Raw genomic sequence first — 17,363 nt, 5'->3', positions numbered from 1 at the left:
GGATGGATAGGATAGCGAGGGTTGAGCGGAAGACGAATGAGACGGATATTAAGCTGGAGTTTGGGATTGACGGGGAGGGTCTTTCGTCGCTTGAGACGGGGGTTCCTTTTCTGACGCATATGCTGGATTTGTTTGCAAAGCATGGGCAGTTCAATTTGATTGTGGATGCAAAGGGCGATATTGAGGTGGATGATCATCATACTACCGAGGATATTGCCATCTGCCTCGGACAGGCACTTTCTGAGTCGCTTGGGGATAAACGCGGCATCAAGCGGTATGGCAATGCTTTTGTTCCAATGGATGAGGCGCTGGCACAGGTAGTGGTGGATCTCAGCAACCGGCCGCACCTTGAAATTCGTGCTGATTTCCCTTCCCAGAAGGTGGGGACTTTTGATACGGAGCTGGTGCATGAATTCCTGTGGAAGCTTGCGCTTGAAACCAGGATGAATCTCCATGTGATCGTCCATTACGGCAGCAATACCCATCATATAATAGAAGCCATTTTTAAGGCGCTCGCACGGGCATTAGATGAGGCAACGACTATTGATCCAAGAATCAAAGGAGTTCCTTCAACGAAAGGGATGTTATAAATGATCGGCATTGTAGACTACGGAATGGGCAATTTATTCAGTGTCAGCAAGGCACTGGAACGCCTGGGAGCGGAATATTTCATTTCCTCTGATCCTGGTGAGCTGAATGAAGCCCGAGCGCTCATACTGCCAGGGGTAGGTGCCTTTAAAGATGCCATGAATGGGCTGGATTCTCTTGGTCTGATCCCTTTTTTAAGGGATTATGCGCTGAGCGGGCGCCCTTTCCTCGGAATCTGCCTTGGCATGCAGCTGTTATTTGAAAGCAGCGAGGAGCATGGCTTTTCAGAGGGACTGGCCCTGCTGCCGGGAAGAATTAAGCATTTTCCCGGACAGGATGCTGCCGGAACGGCTTATAAAGTACCTCATATGGGCTGGAACAGATTGAAATTCCACGTTCCCTCTCCGTTATTTGACGGGATAACAGAAGACTATGTGTATTTTGTGCATTCCTATTTTGCGGTGACAGACGCTGCAATCATCAACGCCAGTGCAGAGTATGGCGAAGAAGTTCCGGCAGTCGTTTCCCGCAACAACGTAATGGGCATGCAGTTCCATCCTGAAAAAAGCGGGCGGATGGGGATGGCCCTCCTTCGCAATTTTATTAATCTTTCAGAAAGCAAGGTGGCCCTATGAGCTCTTTTACGATATATCCAGCGATAGATATGCTTGGCGGAAAATGTGTGCGGCTCCTGCAGGGGGATTACAGCAAGGAAACGGTTTATGGAGATTCCCCGGAAGACATGGCAAAAAGTTTTGCAGACCAGGGGGCGGACTGGATACATATGGTGGACCTTGACGGTGCCAAAACCGGCCTGCCGGTAAATGCCGGGTCTGTGATTCAGGCTGCCAAAATGCTGAGTGCCAGCATCCAGGTAGGAGGCGGCATCCGGACAGAAGAGGATATCGCCCGTTATTTGGAAAACGGGGTAAAGCGGGTAATTCTCGGAAGTGTGGCTGTTTCCGATATAGGCTTCACAAGAGCCATGCTGAAAAAATATGGCGGGTCCATAGCTATCGGCATTGATGCCAAGGACGGCATGGCAGCAACGCACGGCTGGCTTCAGACTTCGACTGTCAGCGCAGTGGAGCTTGGAAAGGCGCTGGCTGATGCGGGGGCAGAGACGTTCATTTTTACCGATATTGCCACAGACGGGATGCTCTCAGGACCGAATTTTGACCTTACAGCACGTATGGCGGAAGCCACCGGCCGAAGCGTTATTGCATCAGGGGGGGTAAGCAGTCTTGCAGACATCAGGAAGATTTCCGGAATGGCTGATGCCGGTGTGACAGGTGCAATTGTCGGAAAAGCACTCTATACCGGTGTATTCAATGTAGCTGAAGCCCTGGAAGAGGTGGAGGGATGATTACAAAGCGCATCATCCCCTGTCTGGATGTAAAAGAGGGACGGGTCGTGAAGGGAATTCAGTTCTTAGGCTTGAGGGATGCCGGCGATCCGGTAGAGCTTGCGGCCTTTTATGACCGTGAAGGAGCGGATGAATTGGTATTCCTCGATATATCGGCTTCCCATGAAGGCAGGAAAACAATGGTGGAGGTGGTGAAAAGCGTCGCCGCATCCCTCGCCATTCCCTTTACCGTCGGAGGCGGGATCAATTCACTTGAAGACATGAAAAGAATTTTGCGGGCTGGTGCCGATAAAGTGTCGCTTAACACTGCCGCTGTGCTGAACCCGGCCTTGATTTCAGAGGGAGCGAGGTTTTTCGGGACTCAGTGCATGGTTGTTGCAATCGATGCCAAATTCGACAGCGATTCAGGAACCTGGATTGTGTATACACATGGAGGCCGGAAAAAGACCGATAAGACAGCAGTGGAATGGGCACAGGAAGCTGTGAGGCTCGGTGCAGGTGAAATCCTCCTGACGAGCATGGATAGCGATGGCGAGAAGAAAGGCTTCAATATCGAACTGACCGGCGCTGTCAGCAAGGCTGTGAGTGTGCCGGTCATTGCTTCAGGCGGTGCCGGAAATGCGGAGCATTTTTATGGGGCCTTCCAGGAGGGCTTCGCTGATGCGGCACTGGCTGCATCCATCTTTCACTATAAGGAAACATCGGTCATGGAAGTAAAAACGTATCTTAATGAGCGGGGAGTGAACGTACGATGAACATAGATGAACTGAAGTTTGATGAAAACGGCTTGCTGCCGGCCATCGTGCAGGATTACCGGACAAAAGAAGTGCTGACCCTGGCTTATATGAATAAAGAATCGCTGAATTTTTCGATTGAATCAAAGGAAACTTGGTTTTACAGCCGTTCACGGCAGGAGCTCTGGCATAAGGGAGCCACGAGCGGAAATACACAAAGAATCCAGGAAATTAAATGGGATTGTGACAGCGATGCCCTGGTAGTGCTTGTTGAACCGGCTGGTCCCGCCTGCCATACAGGCGCCGCCAGCTGCTTTTCGAACAGCCTGCTATTAACGGATGCTGGAGGACAGGAAGATCGTACCGATGAAGGGGGTAAGCCTTCAGCTGATTTCCTCCTGGAGCTCGAGGAGCTGCTGGAGCAGAGAGAGAAGGAGCGGCCGGAAGGATCATATAGCACTTATCTTTTCGAAAAAGGTGTGGATAAGATCCTCAAAAAAGTAGGCGAGGAATCAGCAGAAGTGATTATAGCCGCGAAGAACAGGGACCACGAAGAACTGAAATGGGAAACCGCAGACCTGTTTTTCCATGTGCTCGTCCTGCTGCGTGAGCAAAAACTCCCCTTCCAGGAAGTAATGAAAGTCCTCAAAGAAAGACATGCCTCCGGGAAATAATTGGGAAATGGGATTCGATCCCCCAAGAGGGGGGTCCCCATTTCCCTTTTTTGTGGTATAATGCTTTGGTTAGTCTATGTTTGATTTATTGGAGGACTTCATGTCTAAGGATTCGAAGGCGGAGCGGAAGGCTCAGGTTTTTTCTTTTTTTCCGACGGCGGAATATTATTTCAGCAAGGGGCTGAAATATTTTCACCGCAGGGATTTAAATAAGGCGAGGAAATACATAGAGAGGGCACATGAGCTTGAAAACACAGAGCCAATGATTGAGTGCCAGCTGGCGATTGTCTGTACAGAGCTTGGTGAGTACGAGTATTCAAATGAGCTGCTGCTGGATGTTTTGCATAATCTTGATCCCCTCATGTATGAATGCCACTATTTTCTAGCAAATAATTATGCCCATTTAGGCATGTTTAAAGAAGCATATAAACAAGTACATCTTTACCTAGACCATGAAGAAGATGGAGAATTCAGCGATGATGCGGAAGATCTGATTGACCTGATCGCATTTGAACTGGATGAGTCCGGGGAGACACTTGAAAACCTGGACCGGCAGGAAGGTTTGATCACCAAGCAGGAGCAGGCGAGGGAACAGCTGGAAACCGGCAATTTTCCTAAAGCAGTTGCCTCTCTTAAGGAGATTGTAAAAGAATATCCGGACTTTTGGTCTGCTTATAATAATTTGGCGCTTGCCCATTTTTACCTTGGGCAGGTGAAAGAAGCATTTGCCGTGCTTGAGGATGTGCTAGAGAAGAATCCAGGCAATCTGCACGCGCTGTGCAATATGCTTGTGTTCAATTATTATGAACAGAATACAGAAAAGGTCGCAGAACTTACGGCGGCTCTGGACAAAATCCGGCCTATGATGAATGAGCACCGGTTTAAGCTTGGGGCGACTTTTGCGATGACCGGACAGTATGAGCTTGCTTATAAATGGCTGAAGCAATTGCAGCGCAAAGGCTTCGAGCCGGACAGCACGTTTTATTACTGGCTGGCATATTCGGCTTACCATCTTGGCCATATGCAGACGGCCAAACAAGCCTGGAAGAGGCTTCTTTCCTTCAGCCCGGATAAGGAAGGAATGGAACCGTGGAACGAGGAAAGAGATGTGTCAGGCTTTGAAGACCATTTCCCTTCAATTATTAAGCGGCTGCAGAGCGGTTTGGCTGAAGAAAGGCTGTTTGGCATTTTCCTGACGGCTCATTCCTCCCACCGCAAAAAGATTATCGCTCATGCGGCTTTTCAGGATAATGAGCGCTTTGGGGAAAAAGAGAAGGAATATGCAGCCTCTGCATCTGGATTGCGTCAGAGGCTCAGTACAAACCTTCAGTTTGCAGATGCTGTCGCAGAGCTTCTTTTTCAGCATTATCATCCAATCAAGCTGACGGAAGCCGGCCTCTTTTTGATGTGGTATTCGGCTTACATTGAAGCAGAAAAGCAGAATGGACAGCTGAAAAATGAACGTGCCTATGCAGCTTCGATTGATTTTATCTGGAACAAGCTCAGGAACGAGCAAATCACCCAGAAAGAAGCTGCGGAAAAGTATGGAATATCCCCTGGTACATTAAGGAAGTATATAGACAGTGTCCATAACCTGCTCGTTTAGCCTGAGCAGATTTTTGGACGAAGTGTTGACTAATATAGGATAATCTTTAGGAAATACTAGGTCTATATCTGCATACATTGCTTTGAATGCTTAATTATATTGAGGTGAACAGTATGTCTGAAGAAAAAATTTATGATGTCATCATCATCGGTGCAGGGCCAGCCGGCATGACCGCCGCTGTTTATACCTCACGCGGAAATCTATCCACCCTGATGATCGAGCGCGGAGTTCCGGGCGGACAGATGGCGAACACAGAGGAAGTGGAAAATTACCCTGGCTTTGAAACAATCCTCGGGCCGGAGCTTTCCACAAAAATGTTCGATCATGCCAAGAAATTCGGTGCTGAATATGCGTATGGTGATGTGAAGAGCATTGTAGATGGAAGAGAATTTAAAACTGTTAAAGTAAGCAATAAAGAATATAAAGGCAGGGCCATCATTATTTCTTCCGGTGCCGAATACAAGAAAATCGGCGTTCCCGGCGAGAAAGAACTTGGCGGCCGCGGAGTTTCTTATTGTGCAGTCTGTGATGGGGCTTTTTTCAGAAACAAGGAGCTTTTCGTAATCGGAGGCGGTGATTCAGCTGTTGAAGAGGGAGTGTATTTGACCCGTTTTGCTTCAAAGGTGACGATCGTCCACCGCAGGGATGAGCTGCGTGCACAAAAAATACTTCAGCAGCGTGCCTTCGATAACGAAAAAGTGGATTTCGTCTGGAATCATACCATCAAGGAAATCAATGAGAAGGATGGCAAGGTCGGAAGTGTCACACTTGTGTCCACCATTGACGGAGAAGAGCAGGAATTCAAGGCAGACGGCGTCTTTATCTATATCGGCATGCTTCCTCTTTCAAAACCGTTTGAGGATCTGGGAATCACGAATGTGAACGGATATATCGAGACGAATGAGCGCATGGAAACCAGAGTTCCTGGTATTTTCGCAGCAGGAGATATCCGTGAAAAAACACTTCGTCAGATTGTCACGGCAACCGGTGACGGCAGTATCGCTGCTCAGAATGCCCAGCATTACATTGAGGAGCTTATGGACAGCCTGAAAGCAGGACAGCCATCATAAGCAATAATTCCATTATTTGCATTTTCGTCATGATGTTTTAATTCTGCTGTAACACGTTTGAAACAAAAAATGGGTAAGATAAAAATAGAAATTGACCCCCTTTTATACAAATTTATTTTGTAAAGCACAGGCAGATGCCTGTGCTCATTTTTTTGCTGTGAAGAGTTCGTTAAAAATACAATTCTCCTTCATTGTGGCAGCATTTTAAAAATAGTATAATGAAATGAAATAGAATTTTTAAAGCACATCTTAAGCTGGACAGACAGCTTGTTATATATGGTTTTTCGATGCTTTAGTAAGAGGTGAGGAACGGTGCAGCGCGTTACAAACTGTTTATTGGTTCATAATAATCATGCGTTAATGCTGAAAAAGCCGCGCCGGGGCTGGTTTGTTGCACCCGGCGGGAAAATGGAGCCCGGCGAATCGATCAGGGATGCGTGTATCCGTGAATATAGGGAAGAGACAGGAATCTACCTCAGAAACCCTAAGATCAAGGGGATTTTCACGTTTATCATGAAGAATGGAGACCAAGTGCTTTCCGAGTGGATGATGTTCACCTTTTATGCTACAGATTTTGACGGGGTGAATTTAGAAGAGTCTGAGGAAGGGGAGCTGTCATGGCAGCCCCTAGACGAAATCAGCAGGCTTCCGATGGCTGCCGGAGATCACCATATACTGGATTATATGGTGCATGGGACTGGCGTCATTTATGGCACATTCACATACACGCAGGACTTTTCATTGATTTCATATAGACTCGACCCTAGCTAGTCCGGTCGAAAGGAAAGAGGGGAAACACAAATGAGCGGCTCGTCTAATGATATACAGCTGGTGATAATTACAGGAATGTCCGGCGCGGGTAAAACGGTTGCCATTCAAAGTTTTGAGGATCTGGGCTTTTTCTGTGTGGATAATCTGCCGCCTACACTTCTTCCAAAGTTCCTTGAACTGATGAAGGACTCCGGCAGCAAAATGAACCGGGTTGCTCTGGGGATGGACCTGCGCGGCGGCAAGGAATTCTTTGAGCACCTGTCGAGCGCCCTGGACTCGATGAGTGAAAATGCATGGATCACCCCGCAGATCCTTTTCCTTGATGCAGACGATTCGGTCCTTGTAAGCAGATACAAGGAAACACGAAGAACACATCCCTTGGCACCGGCGGGCCGGCCGCTTGAGGGAATACAGCAGGAGCGGGAGATACTTGAGGACCTGAAAGGCCGGGCAAGGTATATTTATAACACGACCCATCTTAAGCCGCGCGAATTGAGAGAGAAGATTCTGGGTGAGTTTTCGGTAAACAACAGCAGCACCTTTATGGTAAATGTGATGAGCTTCGGGTTCAAACACGGCCTGCCGATTGATGCGGACCTTGTCTTCGATGTCAGATTCCTGCCTAATCCTCATTATATAGACGCCATGAGGCCGAAGACGGGTCTTGATGATGATGTGAATCAGTATGTCCTAAAGTGGAGCGAAACGCAGAAGTTCCTGGAAAAGGTCACAGACCTGCTCAGTTTCATGCTTCCCCAATATAAAAGGGAAGGCAAGGCTCAGCTGATCATCGCCATCGGATGCACAGGCGGCCAGCACCGTTCCGTCGCCCTTGCGGAATATATCGGTCACTTCTTCAAAAAGGATTACTACACCAAGATCACCCACCGGGACATTGAGAAAAGGAAGGGAATCGCAGATGCCAAATGACCGTTTGCCGAAAATTGTAATTATAGGCGGTGGAACAGGCCTGCCGGTTCTAATCAGGGGCCTGAAGAAATACCCGATTGATATAGCAGCAATTGTGACCGTTGCGGATGATGGGGGAAGCTCCGGCCGGCTTAGGGATGATCTGCAGATTCCACCCCCGGGAGATGTCAGGAACGTCCTGGCTGCCCTGTCTGATGTGGAGCCGCTCGTCGAACAGATGTTTCAGCACCGGTTCAGCCGTTCCGAGGAATTGACAGGCCATTCGCTTGGCAATCTGATCATTGCAGCCATGACTTCCATCACCGGGGATTTTGTGCATGCCATCCAGGAAATGAGCAAGGTCCTGAATGTCCGCGGCAAGGTTATCCCGGCCGCAAACCAGATTGTTGTCCTGCATGCGGAGATGGAGGATGGCACGATTGTGACGGGTGAATCAAAAATACCTAAGTACGGAAAAAAATCAAACGGGTGTTTTTGACTCCTGAAGAGATTAAACCGCTTTCAGAAACGGTAGATGAAATCCGGAGTGCAGATTTGATTGTCATCGGGCCTGGGAGCCTCTATACAAGCATTCTTCCCAATCTTCTGGTTCCAGAGCTTGGGCGGGAGGTATGCAGAGCGCCTGCAAAGAAACTGTATATCTGCAATCTTATGACACAGGCGGGAGAAACGCTCAACTTTACAGCAAGCGACCATATTGAAGCAATCTATGACCATTTGGAATGCGCCTTTATTGATTCGGTGCTTGTGAATAATGAAGAAATCCCGCAAAGCGCCAAGCTTAAGTATAAAGAAGAATATGCAAAGCCGGTTGTCTATGACTTTGAACGTCTGGATAAGCTTGGAATTGAGGTTCTGCAGGAGCCGATTGTCAGCTATGATGGCAATGTGGTCCGTCATGACACCACAAAAGTCGCAGAAATCTTGTACGATATTTTATTAAAGGAATCTAAATAGGTAATATTCTTCATTAAGGAAAGATAAAGGTTACAGCAGGAGGTGAATAAAGATTGTCATTTGCATCAGAAACAAAAAAAGAACTCACCACTCTAGAGATGAAGGATTGCTGTGCGCGTGCCGAACTGTCAGCCCTAATCCGGATGAACGGCAGCATATCTTTTTCAAACCGGAAACTGGTGGTGGATGTCCAGACTGAAAATGCGGCAATCGCAAGAAGGATTTATACGCTGTTAAAGAAAAGCTTTGAGGTGCAGGTAGAGCTGCTCGTACGGAAGAAGATGAAGCTGAAGAAAAACAACGTGTACATAGTCCGCCTTTCGCAAATGGCTCAGGAAATTCTCCTCAGCCTGAAGATTATCGGCGAGGGTTTCACCATTCATCACGACATCTCAAGCGAATTGATAGCAAAGAAATGCTGCAGGCGCTCTTACCTCAGGGGAGCATTCCTTGCTGGAGGCTCGGTCAATAACCCGGAAACATCTTCTTATCATCTGGAAATCGCCTCTATGTACAAGGAGCACAATGATAAGCTTTGTGAATTGATGAACGGATTCGACTTGAAGGCCAAAACGCTGGAGCGAAAGAAAGGCTATATTACGTATCTTAAGGAAGCGGAAAAGATAGCCGAATTCCTGAATATCATCGGCGCACACAGTGCACTCCTCAGGTTCGAGGATGTCAGGATTGTCAGGGATATGAGGAATTCGGTAAACCGGCTAGTTAATTGTGAGACGGCAAACCTCAATAAGACAATCGGTGCCTCGCTCCGGCAGGTGGAAAACATTAAGCTCATTGAATCCACCATCGGCCTGAGTGTGCTCCCTGACAAGCTGCGCGAGATTGCAGAGCTCAGGGTGGCATATCAGGATATCACCTTGAAAGAGCTCGGAGAAATGGTTTCAGGCGGCAGCATCAGCAAGTCCGGGATCAATCACAGGCTTCGGAAAATCGATGAGATAGCTGAAAAACTCCGTGTCGGGGAACCGATTTCATAAACTTGCACACACCGCGCTTACATCTTAGAAACTTAGGATAAATAAAGATAATACTCAACTGTTTTACAACATAAATAATAAAAAGGTGCAGGGGAGGAAAAGGCAGATGGTAGAAAAAGTAGTGCAGGTGCGATTGAAAACCGGATTGCAGGCAAGGCCGGCCGCACTTTTTGTCCAGGAAGCAAACCGGTATTCAGCCGATGTGTTCCTCGAGAAGGATGGGAAAAAGGTTAATGCAAAGAGCATCATGGGACTGATGAGCCTCGCGGTAAGCGCAGGTACAGAAGTCAAGCTTGTGGCCGAGGGCAATGATGAAGAGGAAGCGCTCGAAGCGCTGCAAGCGTTTGTCCAAAAACAGGATTAATTTTAAGAGGCTCCGCCCCCCACAAGGGAGCAGAGCCTCTTTTTAAATTATTTATCCAATTTTCCCTTTTCAAGGTCATTACGAGTCATGATTTTGTCTACAAGGCCGTATTCTACGGCTCTTTCAGCAGTCATGAAGTTATCTCTTTCTGTATCGTGTGCGATGACCTCAAGAGGCTGGCCAGAACGCTCAGAAAGAATCTGATTTAATCTTTCACGAAGGAAAAGAATGCGTTTCGCGGCAATCTCGATCTCGGTAGCCTGACCCTGAGCTCCGCCCAGCGGCTGATGGATCATAACCTCACTGTTAGGAAGCACATAACGCATGCCCTTCTCACCAGCGGCAAGCAGGAATGCACCCATGGATGCAGCCATGCCGATGCAGATCGTAGAAACCTTAGGCTTGATGAACTGCATTGTATCATAGATAGCCATACCGGAAGTGATGCTGCCGCCCGGGCTGTTAATATACAAGTAGATATCCTTCTCAGGATTCTCCGCTTCAAGGAACAAAAGCTGTGCTACAATAGAGTTAGACACATTGTCATCGATTGCGCTTCCCAGCATGATAATACGGTCCTTAAGCAGGCGTGAATAAATATCATACGCACGCTCACCGCGGTTTGTCTGTTCAATTACTGTAGGAATTAAATTCATCTAATTTCTCCTCCTTTAAACAAGTAACCCAAATGGATTATTCATCCTTACTATTATGATACACTTATTGGTCAATTTAGGTCAAACGTTACACTGCAATTTACACAAAGTTTCCTTCGACATAAATTTCCGCTATGTAGTAAATACTATATAAAAGCCTGCCCTTTAAGCAGCAATTTAAATACTTTAACCATGATACCCAAACTTATCCGTTTTAAACATAATTTTACCTTGCAAAAAGCTTTGAAGTGAAATATAATATCTTTCTGGGACCATTAATAACTTGCCCTCGTGGTGCAAAGGATAGCACGTGAGATTCCGGTTCTTAAGATGTGGGTTCGATTCCTGCCGAGGGCGTAAAATAAGAAAAGGGTTTTCCAGGCATCATGCCTGGAAGACCTTTTTTGTTTATAAAGAAATAGGCCCTTCTCCTTGTAAAGAGTGGGGCGTACTGCTGAGTGCCGTTATGCTGCAGGCTTGTCCTATTTATCGTCTAAGCCAATTCCAGTAACGTGCAGGCTTTTTGTACTTCTGGTCTTCCTGACCAGCGGCTGGAGCAGCAAGGTCTGCCAGACATTCTTTTGCCCTGCAGCCTGAATTTCGGTAATATCCCATATATTTCCCGCCTATTTCTTAATTTTTTACTCAGCATTATAGCAAGTACGCTCGAAAGTCGTGCTAGGGAAAATGAAAGAAAAAGAGCGGATTTAATAGGGAAACTAAAAAAAGCCCTGCGTGAGCAGGGCTTCCTCTATGGAGTTAACCGTTGACTGATCCACCAGTCGATATGATCAAGGTTGAAAATAATAAGATTGCTGACAGACTTATGATGCGGTAATTCTCTGTTGTGTATAAGACTGAGGATTTCCTGCTCAGTAAGGGGGTACCCAACTGAATCAAGATAAACGATTAACTTTGCTATTCCATAGACCTTTCTCAAGCCTATCACCTCCCACCAAGCCCTCCTTGTTGTCCAAAGAAAACTTAGTACGTGGCATTAAGCAGAAAGAAGTAGTAGGTTATTTACCCTTATCTCAGTTAGGTAATCATTTACCGCTGTTTTCTTATTCTTGGTCCTTTCGTTTATATGGCACACCGCAGCATATTTAACTCTGCACCGTCGGCTTTATTTCAATATTGCAGGCTAGTGAAATTACTTACGAAATTTTAAATTTATTTGCGGAAGCTGATAATTTACTTTTTGAAACGGGTGATTTACTTGCGGAACTCCAAGATTTACTTGCAGTTTCACTCCCAGGCATCTGCCTTCCTGCTAAGTTTTAATGTCTGTACATATTTCGCAAACATTGTAAAAACATGGATAATACTGGGAAGGCACCGCTTTCCGCATTTAGAATTGGAAACGTTTACATTCCCATTGTCTGCCTTTTTATTTTATAATGGTGGTAGGCAGAGGGGGCGTTTGGATGGAACTGGGGAATGGGTTGTTTCAGCAGCAGGGTCTGCGGCTTTCGATGACGCAGGAGCTGAGTCAGGCGATTGCTTTGCTTCAGTATTCGTCGCAGGAGCTGGCGTCTTTTTTGGAGGAGCGGGCGGTGGAGAATCCGCTTGTTCAGCTGGAGCCGGTGTCTTCATATGTGGGAGGTGCAGGCGCAGGGCGGCGGAGGCAGCGTGAGCAGGATGCGTCTTATTGGCTTGAGCAGATCGGCGGGCCGCCGGTTTCGCTTCATGATTATTTGTGGATTCAGGTGGGGCTGCAGAATCGGCGCGAAGACGAGAAGAGGGTGCTGAAGGGCCTGATTCTGAATCTTGATCAGAATGGCTATCTGCGGGCGGACCTTTCGGATGTGGCCGGTAAGGCGGGCTGTGATACAGAGATGGTGGAGCGCTGCCTTGGATATATTCAGGGATTGGAGCCTGCCGGAGTGGGGGCCCGAAGCCTGCAGGAGTGCCTTCTGCTTCAAGCGGAACGGATGACGGGTGCAAAGCAGCATGCCGAAGCGGTTCTCAGGGAGCATTTTATGCTGTTTGCCGATAAGCGCTGGAAGGATCTTGCGAAGAAGCTTGGTATCACGCTTCAAGATATCCAGGAAGTGCAGGATTTTGTGCTGACACTGAATCCGAGGCCGGGTGCGGCCTTCCAGTCGGAGAAGCCAGCGTATGCAGTGCCTGATGTGAAGGTGGAGCATAGGGACGGCAGGCTTCAGGTTGCGCTTGTGGAAAGAGGCTCGGGCTGGAGCCTGAATCAGGACTATTATGAATTCTTGAAGTCATCGCGTGAGCATGGGGTGGGTAAATTCCTCCAGGAAAAGTGGCAGGAGTATCAGTGGATTTCTAAAAGTCTGCTTCAGCGGCGGGAGACTATCTTGCGGGTGACAAAGCTGATTGTAGAGAAGCAGGAACATTGTTTTAGGAAGGGGCTTGCCAGTCTCAAGCCGATGACCATGAAGGAAGTGGCAGATGAGCTGGGGATTCATGAGTCGACTGTGAGCCGGGCGGTGCGGGATAAGTTTGTGCAGGCACCGTTTGGGACGGTGGAGCTTCGTGCTTTTTTTTCTGCTCAGATTCAATCCGTGTCCTCGGGTGAAATGTCGGCCGAAGCTGTCAAAAGGGAGCTTGTGGGTCTGATTGAATCCGAGGAGAAGACGAGGCCGTTATCAGATCAGGATCTTTCTGATATATTAAAAAAGGAAAAAGGAATTCTTCTTTCGAGGAGGACGGTTGCCAAGTACCGCGACCTTCTCAACATACCTTCTTCTTCCAAACGGAAGCGATATTAGACAGTTAGGGATGGAGTTATGACAGAACTGATTTTTTATACAAGATCACAATGCCCGCTTTGTACCAAGGCCAGGAATGTGCTGGAGGTGCTCGGGGCAGAACATGATTTTTCGATAAAAGAAATTGATATCCATTCAAGCGATGAGCTTTTGGAACGTTTCGGCCTGATGATTCCGGTTGTGGAATGGAATGGGGAAGTCCTGCAATACGGGCAGATAGATGGCGCCGCTCTCATTGGACAGCTGGGCAGGGGATAAGCTCCATCCCTTGGTGCAGTAAGCGTTTGCAGAAAAAAACCTGAACATATCAGTTGAACATTGCATATACTCCTGTTAGAATGAATTGTGAAACAGGGGTATTTTTTTTACGGCATGCGGGACATAATATGTCTATGCGGGACTAAAATCGACCAGCCTGTTGCGGCTATTGAAGGAGTTAAGAGATGCGCTCATTAATTGAGGTTCAAAAAAAGCTGCTGCCTGATTTAATGGATGTCATGCAAAAGCGCTACCAGATCCTACGTTACATAAAATTGATGCAGCCTGTAGGCCGGCGGAACCTGGCAGCCAGTCTTAACCTTACCGAACGGACTCTGCGTGCAGAAGTAGAATTTCTCAAAGACCAGAATCTTATCAACATTCTTCCGTCGGGGATGAACGTCACTGATTCAGGACTTGTTCTTTTGGAGAAATTAAATGGTGTAATGCGAGAGGTAATGGGTATAGACAAAAAGGAAGAGCTATTAGCCCGTTCCTACTCCATTAAAGAAGTGATCATAGTCAGTGGCAACAGTGATGGCGCACCTGGAGTCAAAAACGAATTGGGAAAAGAATGTGCTTCTTGTATAAAAAGGAATTTATCGGGTGATAATATCATCGCTGTGACTGGCGGATCGACGCTTGCGGCTGTAGCCGGAATGCTGACGCCGGATCCGCGCCGTACGCTCTTTGTACCGGCAAGAGGCGGGCTTGGCGAGGATATGGAGAACCAGGCGAACACGATAGCGGCCAATATGGCAGCGAACATGAATTCCGCCTGCCGGGTGCTGTATGTACCTGAACAGGTAAGCAAGGAAGCTTATTTCTCTTTCATGAAAGAGCCGGCAATCAAAGAAGTGATTTCCTTAATTAAACGGGCGAATATTGTGGTCCATGGTATAGGCGATGCCAAGGCAATGGCGAGCCGCCGGAGATCTTCGCCGGAGGTCATGGATAAGATTGAAGCAGGAAACGCTGTTGGGGAAGCCTTTGGCTATTATTTCAACGAAGACGGCGAAATTGTCCACAAGGTCCATACAGTGGGCATTCAGAAGGAAGACCTGAAGCATGCAGACAGTGTGATTGCTGTCGCGGGCGGAAGCTCGAAGGCCAAGGCAATCAGGGCCTACCTTAAAATGGCACCATCAACAACTACCCTTATCACCGACGATTCAGTCGCAAACGAGTTATTAAAGGGCTAAGCCTTTTAAGATATATTTATGAAAATAAGGATTCCCTAATATTAAAGGAGGATTTTTTAAATGACAGTAAAAGTTGGTATTAACGGATTTGGCCGTATTGGACGTAACGTATTCCGCGCGGCTCTTAAAAACCCAGAGGTTGAAATCGTAGCAATCAATGACCTGACAGATGCAGCTATGCTTGCTCACCTATTGCAGTATGATACAGTTCATGGAACTCTATCTGAACAGGTAACAGTTGACGGCGATTCACTAGTAGTTGCCGGACAAAAGATCAAAGTACTTGCTGAGCGCGATCCTGCACAGCTTGGCTGGGGCGAGCTTGGAGTAGAAGTGGTTGTTGAATCTACAGGCCGTTTCACTAAGCGTGACGATGCAGCTAAGCACCTTGAAGCCGGCGCTAAGAAAGTCATCATCTCTGCTCCTGCAAACGATGAAGACATCACAATCGTTATGGGTGTTAACAACGATAAGTACGATGCAGCCAGCCACCATGTAATCTCTAACGCTTCTTGTACTACAAACTGCCTTGCGCCGTTTGCAAAAGTACTACATGAGAAGTTTGGAATCGTACGCGGCATGATGACTACTGTTCACTCTTACACGAATGACCAGCAGATCCTTGACCTTCCGCACAAAGACTACCGCCGTGCACGTGCAGCAGCCGAGAACATCATCCCGACTACTACTGGTGCTGCAAAAGCGGTTGCCCTTGTACTTCCTGAACTTAAAGGCAAGCTGAACGGTATGGCTATGCGTGTGCCTACACCAAACGTATCAGTGGTTGACCTTGTTGCTGAGCTTGAAAAAGACACTACTGTTGAAGAAGTGAACGCAGCCCTTAGGGAAGCTGCTGAAGGCGACCTTAAAGGAATCCTTGAGTACAATGAGCTTCCGCTTGTATCTACTGACTACAACGGCAGCACATACTCTTCTTCTGTAGATGCATTGTCTACAATGGTTATGGAAGGCAACATGGTAAAAGTACTTTCTTGGTACGATAACGAAACTGGTTACTCTAACCGTGTTGTAGACCTGATCGACTTCATCGCAAAAAAAGGTTTTTAATAAACTGAAAACCACTTAATATTAGGCTTTATGAATAAATATAGCTATAATATTTAGGAATAAGGGGAGCGGGGACTTATGCCCTTCTTCCCCTTTTTTTTGAACAGCAGCCAAAAGCTTTAACAGGTGAAACCTGGGGCGGAAGACAAGTGGGAACAGCCCCGGTCTATTTAATGAGGAGGTCTTTGGTTCATGAATAAGAAATCAATCAAGGATATTGATGTTAAGGGCAAACGGGTATTCTGCCGCGTCGACTTTAACGTACCTATGCAAAACGGCGAAGTAACGGATGATACGAGAATCAGAGCTGCTCTTCCAACCATTCAGTACTTAAGGGAGCAGGGAGCGAAAGTTATCCTCGCCAGCCACCTCGGCCGTCCTAAAGGACAGGCAGTGGAGGAACTGAGGCTGAATCCTGTAGCAGGCCGCCTGAGCGAGCTATTAGATGTTCAAGTGAAAAAAACAGACGAAGCATACGGTGATTCTGTCAAAGAAGAAATCGGCAGCATGTCTGAAGGCGACGTCCTTCTTCTTGAAAATGTCAGGTTCTATCCAGGGGAAGAAAAAAATGACCCTGAACTGGCCAGGGCGTTTGCTGAGCTTGCGGATGTGTATGTGAATGACGCGTTCGGTGCCGCACACCGTGCCCATGCTTCAACAGAAGGAATTGCGAAAAACATTCCTGCCGTTGCCGGGCTGCTGATGCAGAAAGAGCTTGATGTACTTGGCAAAGCACTCTCGAACCCGGATCGTCCTTTCACGGCCATTGTGGGCGGAGCAAAGGTAAAAGATAAAATCGGTGTCATCGAGAACCTCCTTGATAAGGTGGACAACCTGATCATCGGCGGAGGACTTGCTTATACTTTCATAAAATCCCAGGGCCATGAAATTGGAAAATCCCTGCTTGAAGAAGATAAAATCGACCTGGCCAAATCATTCATTGAAAAAGCCAAAGAGAAAAATGTGAACTTCTATATGCCGGAGGATGTTATCATCGCCGACGATTTCTCAGAGGATGCCAATACCCGCGAAGTCAGCATTGCAGAGATTCCATCTGACTGGGAAGCATTGGATATCGGACCTAAAACCAGAGAAACGTATGCTGAAGTCATTAAAAACTCCAAGCTGGTGATCTGGAATGGGCCAATGGGTGTATTCGAACTGAATGTGTTCGCCAATGGTACCCGCGCGGTAGCTGAAGCCCTTGCAGAAGCAGACGGCGTGTTCAGTGTGATCGGCGGCGGAGACTCTGCAGCGGCAGTCGAAAAATTCGGCCTGGCTGAAAAAATGTCTCACATCTCAACCGGCGGCGGTGCATCCCTTGAGTTCATGGAAGGCAAGGAACTGCCTGGCGTAACAGCCTTGAACGATAAGTAAGAC

General features: G+C 47.4%; 18 protein-coding genes, 1 tRNA gene and 1 pseudogene. 18 read left to right on the top strand and 2 right to left on the bottom strand.

Going from position 1 to position 17,363, the window contains the following annotated elements; all coding sequences use genetic code 11:
* The first annotated feature begins 2 nt into the window (after positions 1-2).
* The 12 genes and pseudogenes from hisB to V1501_RS18360 all read left to right on the top strand — a co-directional run bounded on the left by hisB (position 3) and on the right by V1501_RS18360 (position 10,058).
* Positions 3-590: an imidazoleglycerol-phosphate dehydratase HisB gene (hisB, locus tag V1501_RS18415; RefSeq protein ID WP_409290328.1), complete on the top strand. Its 588-nt coding sequence runs from the start codon at positions 3-5 to the stop codon at positions 588-590.
* Entirely contained in the window at positions 591-1,223 is a 633-nt protein-coding gene (gene hisH / locus V1501_RS18410) for an imidazole glycerol phosphate synthase subunit HisH (RefSeq protein WP_409290327.1), read from the top strand.
* Positions 1,220-1,954, top strand: a complete 735-nt coding sequence (hisA, locus tag V1501_RS18405) for a 1-(5-phosphoribosyl)-5-[(5-phosphoribosylamino)methylideneamino]imidazole-4-carboxamide isomerase (RefSeq protein ID WP_409290326.1) — start codon at positions 1,220-1,222, stop codon at positions 1,952-1,954. The genes hisH and hisA overlap by 4 nt, the downstream gene beginning before the upstream one ends.
* Positions 1,951-2,709 (top strand): imidazole glycerol phosphate synthase subunit HisF, encoded by a 759-nt coding sequence (hisF, locus tag V1501_RS18400; protein WP_409290325.1) that lies wholly within the window; start codon positions 1,951-1,953, stop codon positions 2,707-2,709. The genes hisA and hisF overlap by 4 nt, the downstream gene beginning before the upstream one ends.
* A complete protein-coding gene (gene hisIE, locus V1501_RS18395) occupies positions 2,706-3,362 on the top strand; it encodes a bifunctional phosphoribosyl-AMP cyclohydrolase/phosphoribosyl-ATP diphosphatase HisIE (protein WP_409290324.1) in 657 nt (218 codons plus the stop codon). The genes hisF and hisIE overlap by 4 nt, the downstream gene beginning before the upstream one ends.
* A 100-nt stretch (positions 3,363-3,462) precedes the next feature.
* Positions 3,463-4,968 (top strand): tetratricopeptide repeat protein, encoded by a 1,506-nt coding sequence (locus V1501_RS18390; protein ID WP_409290323.1) that lies wholly within the window; start codon positions 3,463-3,465, stop codon positions 4,966-4,968.
* Positions 4,969-5,081: 113 nt separating this feature from the next.
* Positions 5,082-6,038, top strand: a complete 957-nt coding sequence (trxB, locus tag V1501_RS18385) for a thioredoxin-disulfide reductase (protein WP_409290322.1) — start codon at positions 5,082-5,084, stop codon at positions 6,036-6,038.
* 312 nt (positions 6,039-6,350) lie between these two features.
* Positions 6,351-6,809, top strand: a complete 459-nt coding sequence (locus V1501_RS18380; RefSeq protein ID WP_409290321.1) for an NUDIX hydrolase — start codon at positions 6,351-6,353, stop codon at positions 6,807-6,809.
* A 30-nt stretch (positions 6,810-6,839) separates the two neighbouring features.
* Positions 6,840-7,739: an RNase adapter RapZ gene (rapZ, locus tag V1501_RS18375; RefSeq protein ID WP_409290320.1), complete on the top strand. Its 900-nt coding sequence runs from the start codon at positions 6,840-6,842 to the stop codon at positions 7,737-7,739.
* Positions 7,729-8,696, top strand: a pseudogene (locus V1501_RS18370) (gluconeogenesis factor YvcK family protein). Before rapZ ends, V1501_RS18370 begins: the two are co-directional and overlap by 11 nt.
* A gap of 53 nt (positions 8,697-8,749) precedes the next feature.
* A complete protein-coding gene (whiA, locus tag V1501_RS18365) occupies positions 8,750-9,694 on the top strand; it encodes a DNA-binding protein WhiA (RefSeq protein ID WP_409290319.1) in 945 nt (314 codons plus the stop codon).
* Between the two features lie 106 nt (positions 9,695-9,800).
* A complete protein-coding gene (locus tag V1501_RS18360) occupies positions 9,801-10,058 on the top strand; it encodes an HPr family phosphocarrier protein (protein WP_409290318.1) in 258 nt (85 codons plus the stop codon).
* Positions 10,059-10,105: 47 nt separating this feature from the next.
* On the opposite strand, the gene clpP is transcribed toward V1501_RS18360, so the two are convergent.
* Positions 10,106-10,714 (bottom strand): ATP-dependent Clp endopeptidase proteolytic subunit ClpP, encoded by a 609-nt coding sequence (gene clpP / locus V1501_RS18355; RefSeq protein WP_409290317.1) that lies wholly within the window; start codon positions 10,712-10,714, stop codon positions 10,106-10,108.
* A 285-nt stretch (positions 10,715-10,999) separates the two neighbouring features.
* On the opposite strand from clpP, the gene V1501_RS18350 reads away from it, so the two are divergent.
* Positions 11,000-11,071, top strand: a tRNA-Arg gene (locus V1501_RS18350).
* A gap of 129 nt (positions 11,072-11,200) precedes the next feature.
* Here V1501_RS18350 and V1501_RS18345 read toward each other — a convergent pair.
* Entirely contained in the window at positions 11,201-11,329 is a 129-nt protein-coding gene (locus tag V1501_RS18345; RefSeq protein WP_409290316.1) for a hypothetical protein, read from the bottom strand.
* An 812-nt stretch (positions 11,330-12,141) separates the two neighbouring features.
* Between V1501_RS18345 and rpoN the strand changes: the two genes are divergently transcribed.
* The 5 genes from rpoN to V1501_RS18320 all read left to right on the top strand — a co-directional run bounded on the left by rpoN (position 12,142) and on the right by V1501_RS18320 (position 17,360).
* Complete coding sequence (rpoN, locus tag V1501_RS18340) at positions 12,142-13,455, top strand: RNA polymerase factor sigma-54 (protein ID WP_409290315.1); 1,314 nt, start codon at positions 12,142-12,144, stop codon at positions 13,453-13,455.
* A gap of 18 nt (positions 13,456-13,473) precedes the next feature.
* Complete coding sequence (locus V1501_RS18335; RefSeq protein ID WP_409290314.1) at positions 13,474-13,713, top strand: glutaredoxin family protein; 240 nt, start codon at positions 13,474-13,476, stop codon at positions 13,711-13,713.
* A gap of 185 nt (positions 13,714-13,898) precedes the next feature.
* Positions 13,899-14,915, top strand: coding sequence for a sugar-binding transcriptional regulator (locus tag V1501_RS18330; protein WP_409290313.1), 1,017 nt, complete (start codon positions 13,899-13,901; stop codon positions 14,913-14,915).
* Positions 14,916-14,975: 60 nt separating this feature from the next.
* On the top strand, positions 14,976-15,983 hold the full coding sequence (gene gap / locus V1501_RS18325) for a type I glyceraldehyde-3-phosphate dehydrogenase (protein ID WP_409290312.1): 1,008 nt from the start codon (positions 14,976-14,978) through the stop codon (positions 15,981-15,983).
* Positions 15,984-16,175: 192 nt separating this feature from the next.
* Positions 16,176-17,360 (top strand): phosphoglycerate kinase, encoded by a 1,185-nt coding sequence (locus V1501_RS18320; protein WP_409290311.1) that lies wholly within the window; start codon positions 16,176-16,178, stop codon positions 17,358-17,360.
* Positions 17,361-17,363 lie beyond the last annotated feature (3 nt).

It is taken from the genome of Paraperibacillus esterisolvens, from assembly GCF_046237625.1.
Lineage (GTDB): Bacteria > Bacillota > Bacilli > Bacillales > DSM-1321 > Paraperibacillus > Paraperibacillus esterisolvens.
The sequence above is the reverse complement of the archived record's forward strand: the minus strand, read 5'-3'. Positions and strand labels throughout refer to the sequence as shown.

What these genes read in the sequence shown, in the direction of transcription:
- V1501_RS18360 (WP_409290318.1), top strand. Translation starts at nt 9,801, where the DNA reads ATGGTAGAAAAAGTAGTGCAGGTGCGATTGAAAACCGGATTGCAGGCA.
- hisA (WP_409290326.1), top strand. Translation starts at nt 1,220, where the DNA reads ATGAGCTCTTTTACGATATATCCAGCGATAGATATGCTTGGCGGAAAA.
- rpoN (WP_409290315.1), top strand. Translation starts at nt 12,142, where the DNA reads ATGGAACTGGGGAATGGGTTGTTTCAGCAGCAGGGTCTGCGGCTTTCG.
- clpP (WP_409290317.1), bottom strand. Translation starts at nt 10,714, where the DNA reads ATGAATTTAATTCCTACAGTAATTGAACAGACAAACCGCGGTGAGCGT.
- hisF (WP_409290325.1), top strand. Translation starts at nt 1,951, where the DNA reads ATGATTACAAAGCGCATCATCCCCTGTCTGGATGTAAAAGAGGGACGG.
- V1501_RS18335 (WP_409290314.1), top strand. Translation starts at nt 13,474, where the DNA reads ATGACAGAACTGATTTTTTATACAAGATCACAATGCCCGCTTTGTACC.
- V1501_RS18390 (WP_409290323.1), top strand. Translation starts at nt 3,463, where the DNA reads ATGTCTAAGGATTCGAAGGCGGAGCGGAAGGCTCAGGTTTTTTCTTTT.
- rapZ (WP_409290320.1), top strand. Translation starts at nt 6,840, where the DNA reads ATGAGCGGCTCGTCTAATGATATACAGCTGGTGATAATTACAGGAATG.
- V1501_RS18320 (WP_409290311.1), top strand. Translation starts at nt 16,176, where the DNA reads ATGAATAAGAAATCAATCAAGGATATTGATGTTAAGGGCAAACGGGTA.
- hisIE (WP_409290324.1), top strand. Translation starts at nt 2,706, where the DNA reads ATGAACATAGATGAACTGAAGTTTGATGAAAACGGCTTGCTGCCGGCC.
- hisB (WP_409290328.1), top strand. Translation starts at nt 3, where the DNA reads ATGGATAGGATAGCGAGGGTTGAGCGGAAGACGAATGAGACGGATATT.
- gap (WP_409290312.1), top strand. Translation starts at nt 14,976, where the DNA reads ATGACAGTAAAAGTTGGTATTAACGGATTTGGCCGTATTGGACGTAAC.
- trxB (WP_409290322.1), top strand. Translation starts at nt 5,082, where the DNA reads ATGTCTGAAGAAAAAATTTATGATGTCATCATCATCGGTGCAGGGCCA.
- hisH (WP_409290327.1), top strand. Translation starts at nt 591, where the DNA reads ATGATCGGCATTGTAGACTACGGAATGGGCAATTTATTCAGTGTCAGC.
- V1501_RS18330 (WP_409290313.1), top strand. Translation starts at nt 13,899, where the DNA reads ATGCGCTCATTAATTGAGGTTCAAAAAAAGCTGCTGCCTGATTTAATG.
- V1501_RS18345 (WP_409290316.1), bottom strand. Translation starts at nt 11,329, where the DNA reads ATGGGATATTACCGAAATTCAGGCTGCAGGGCAAAAGAATGTCTGGCA.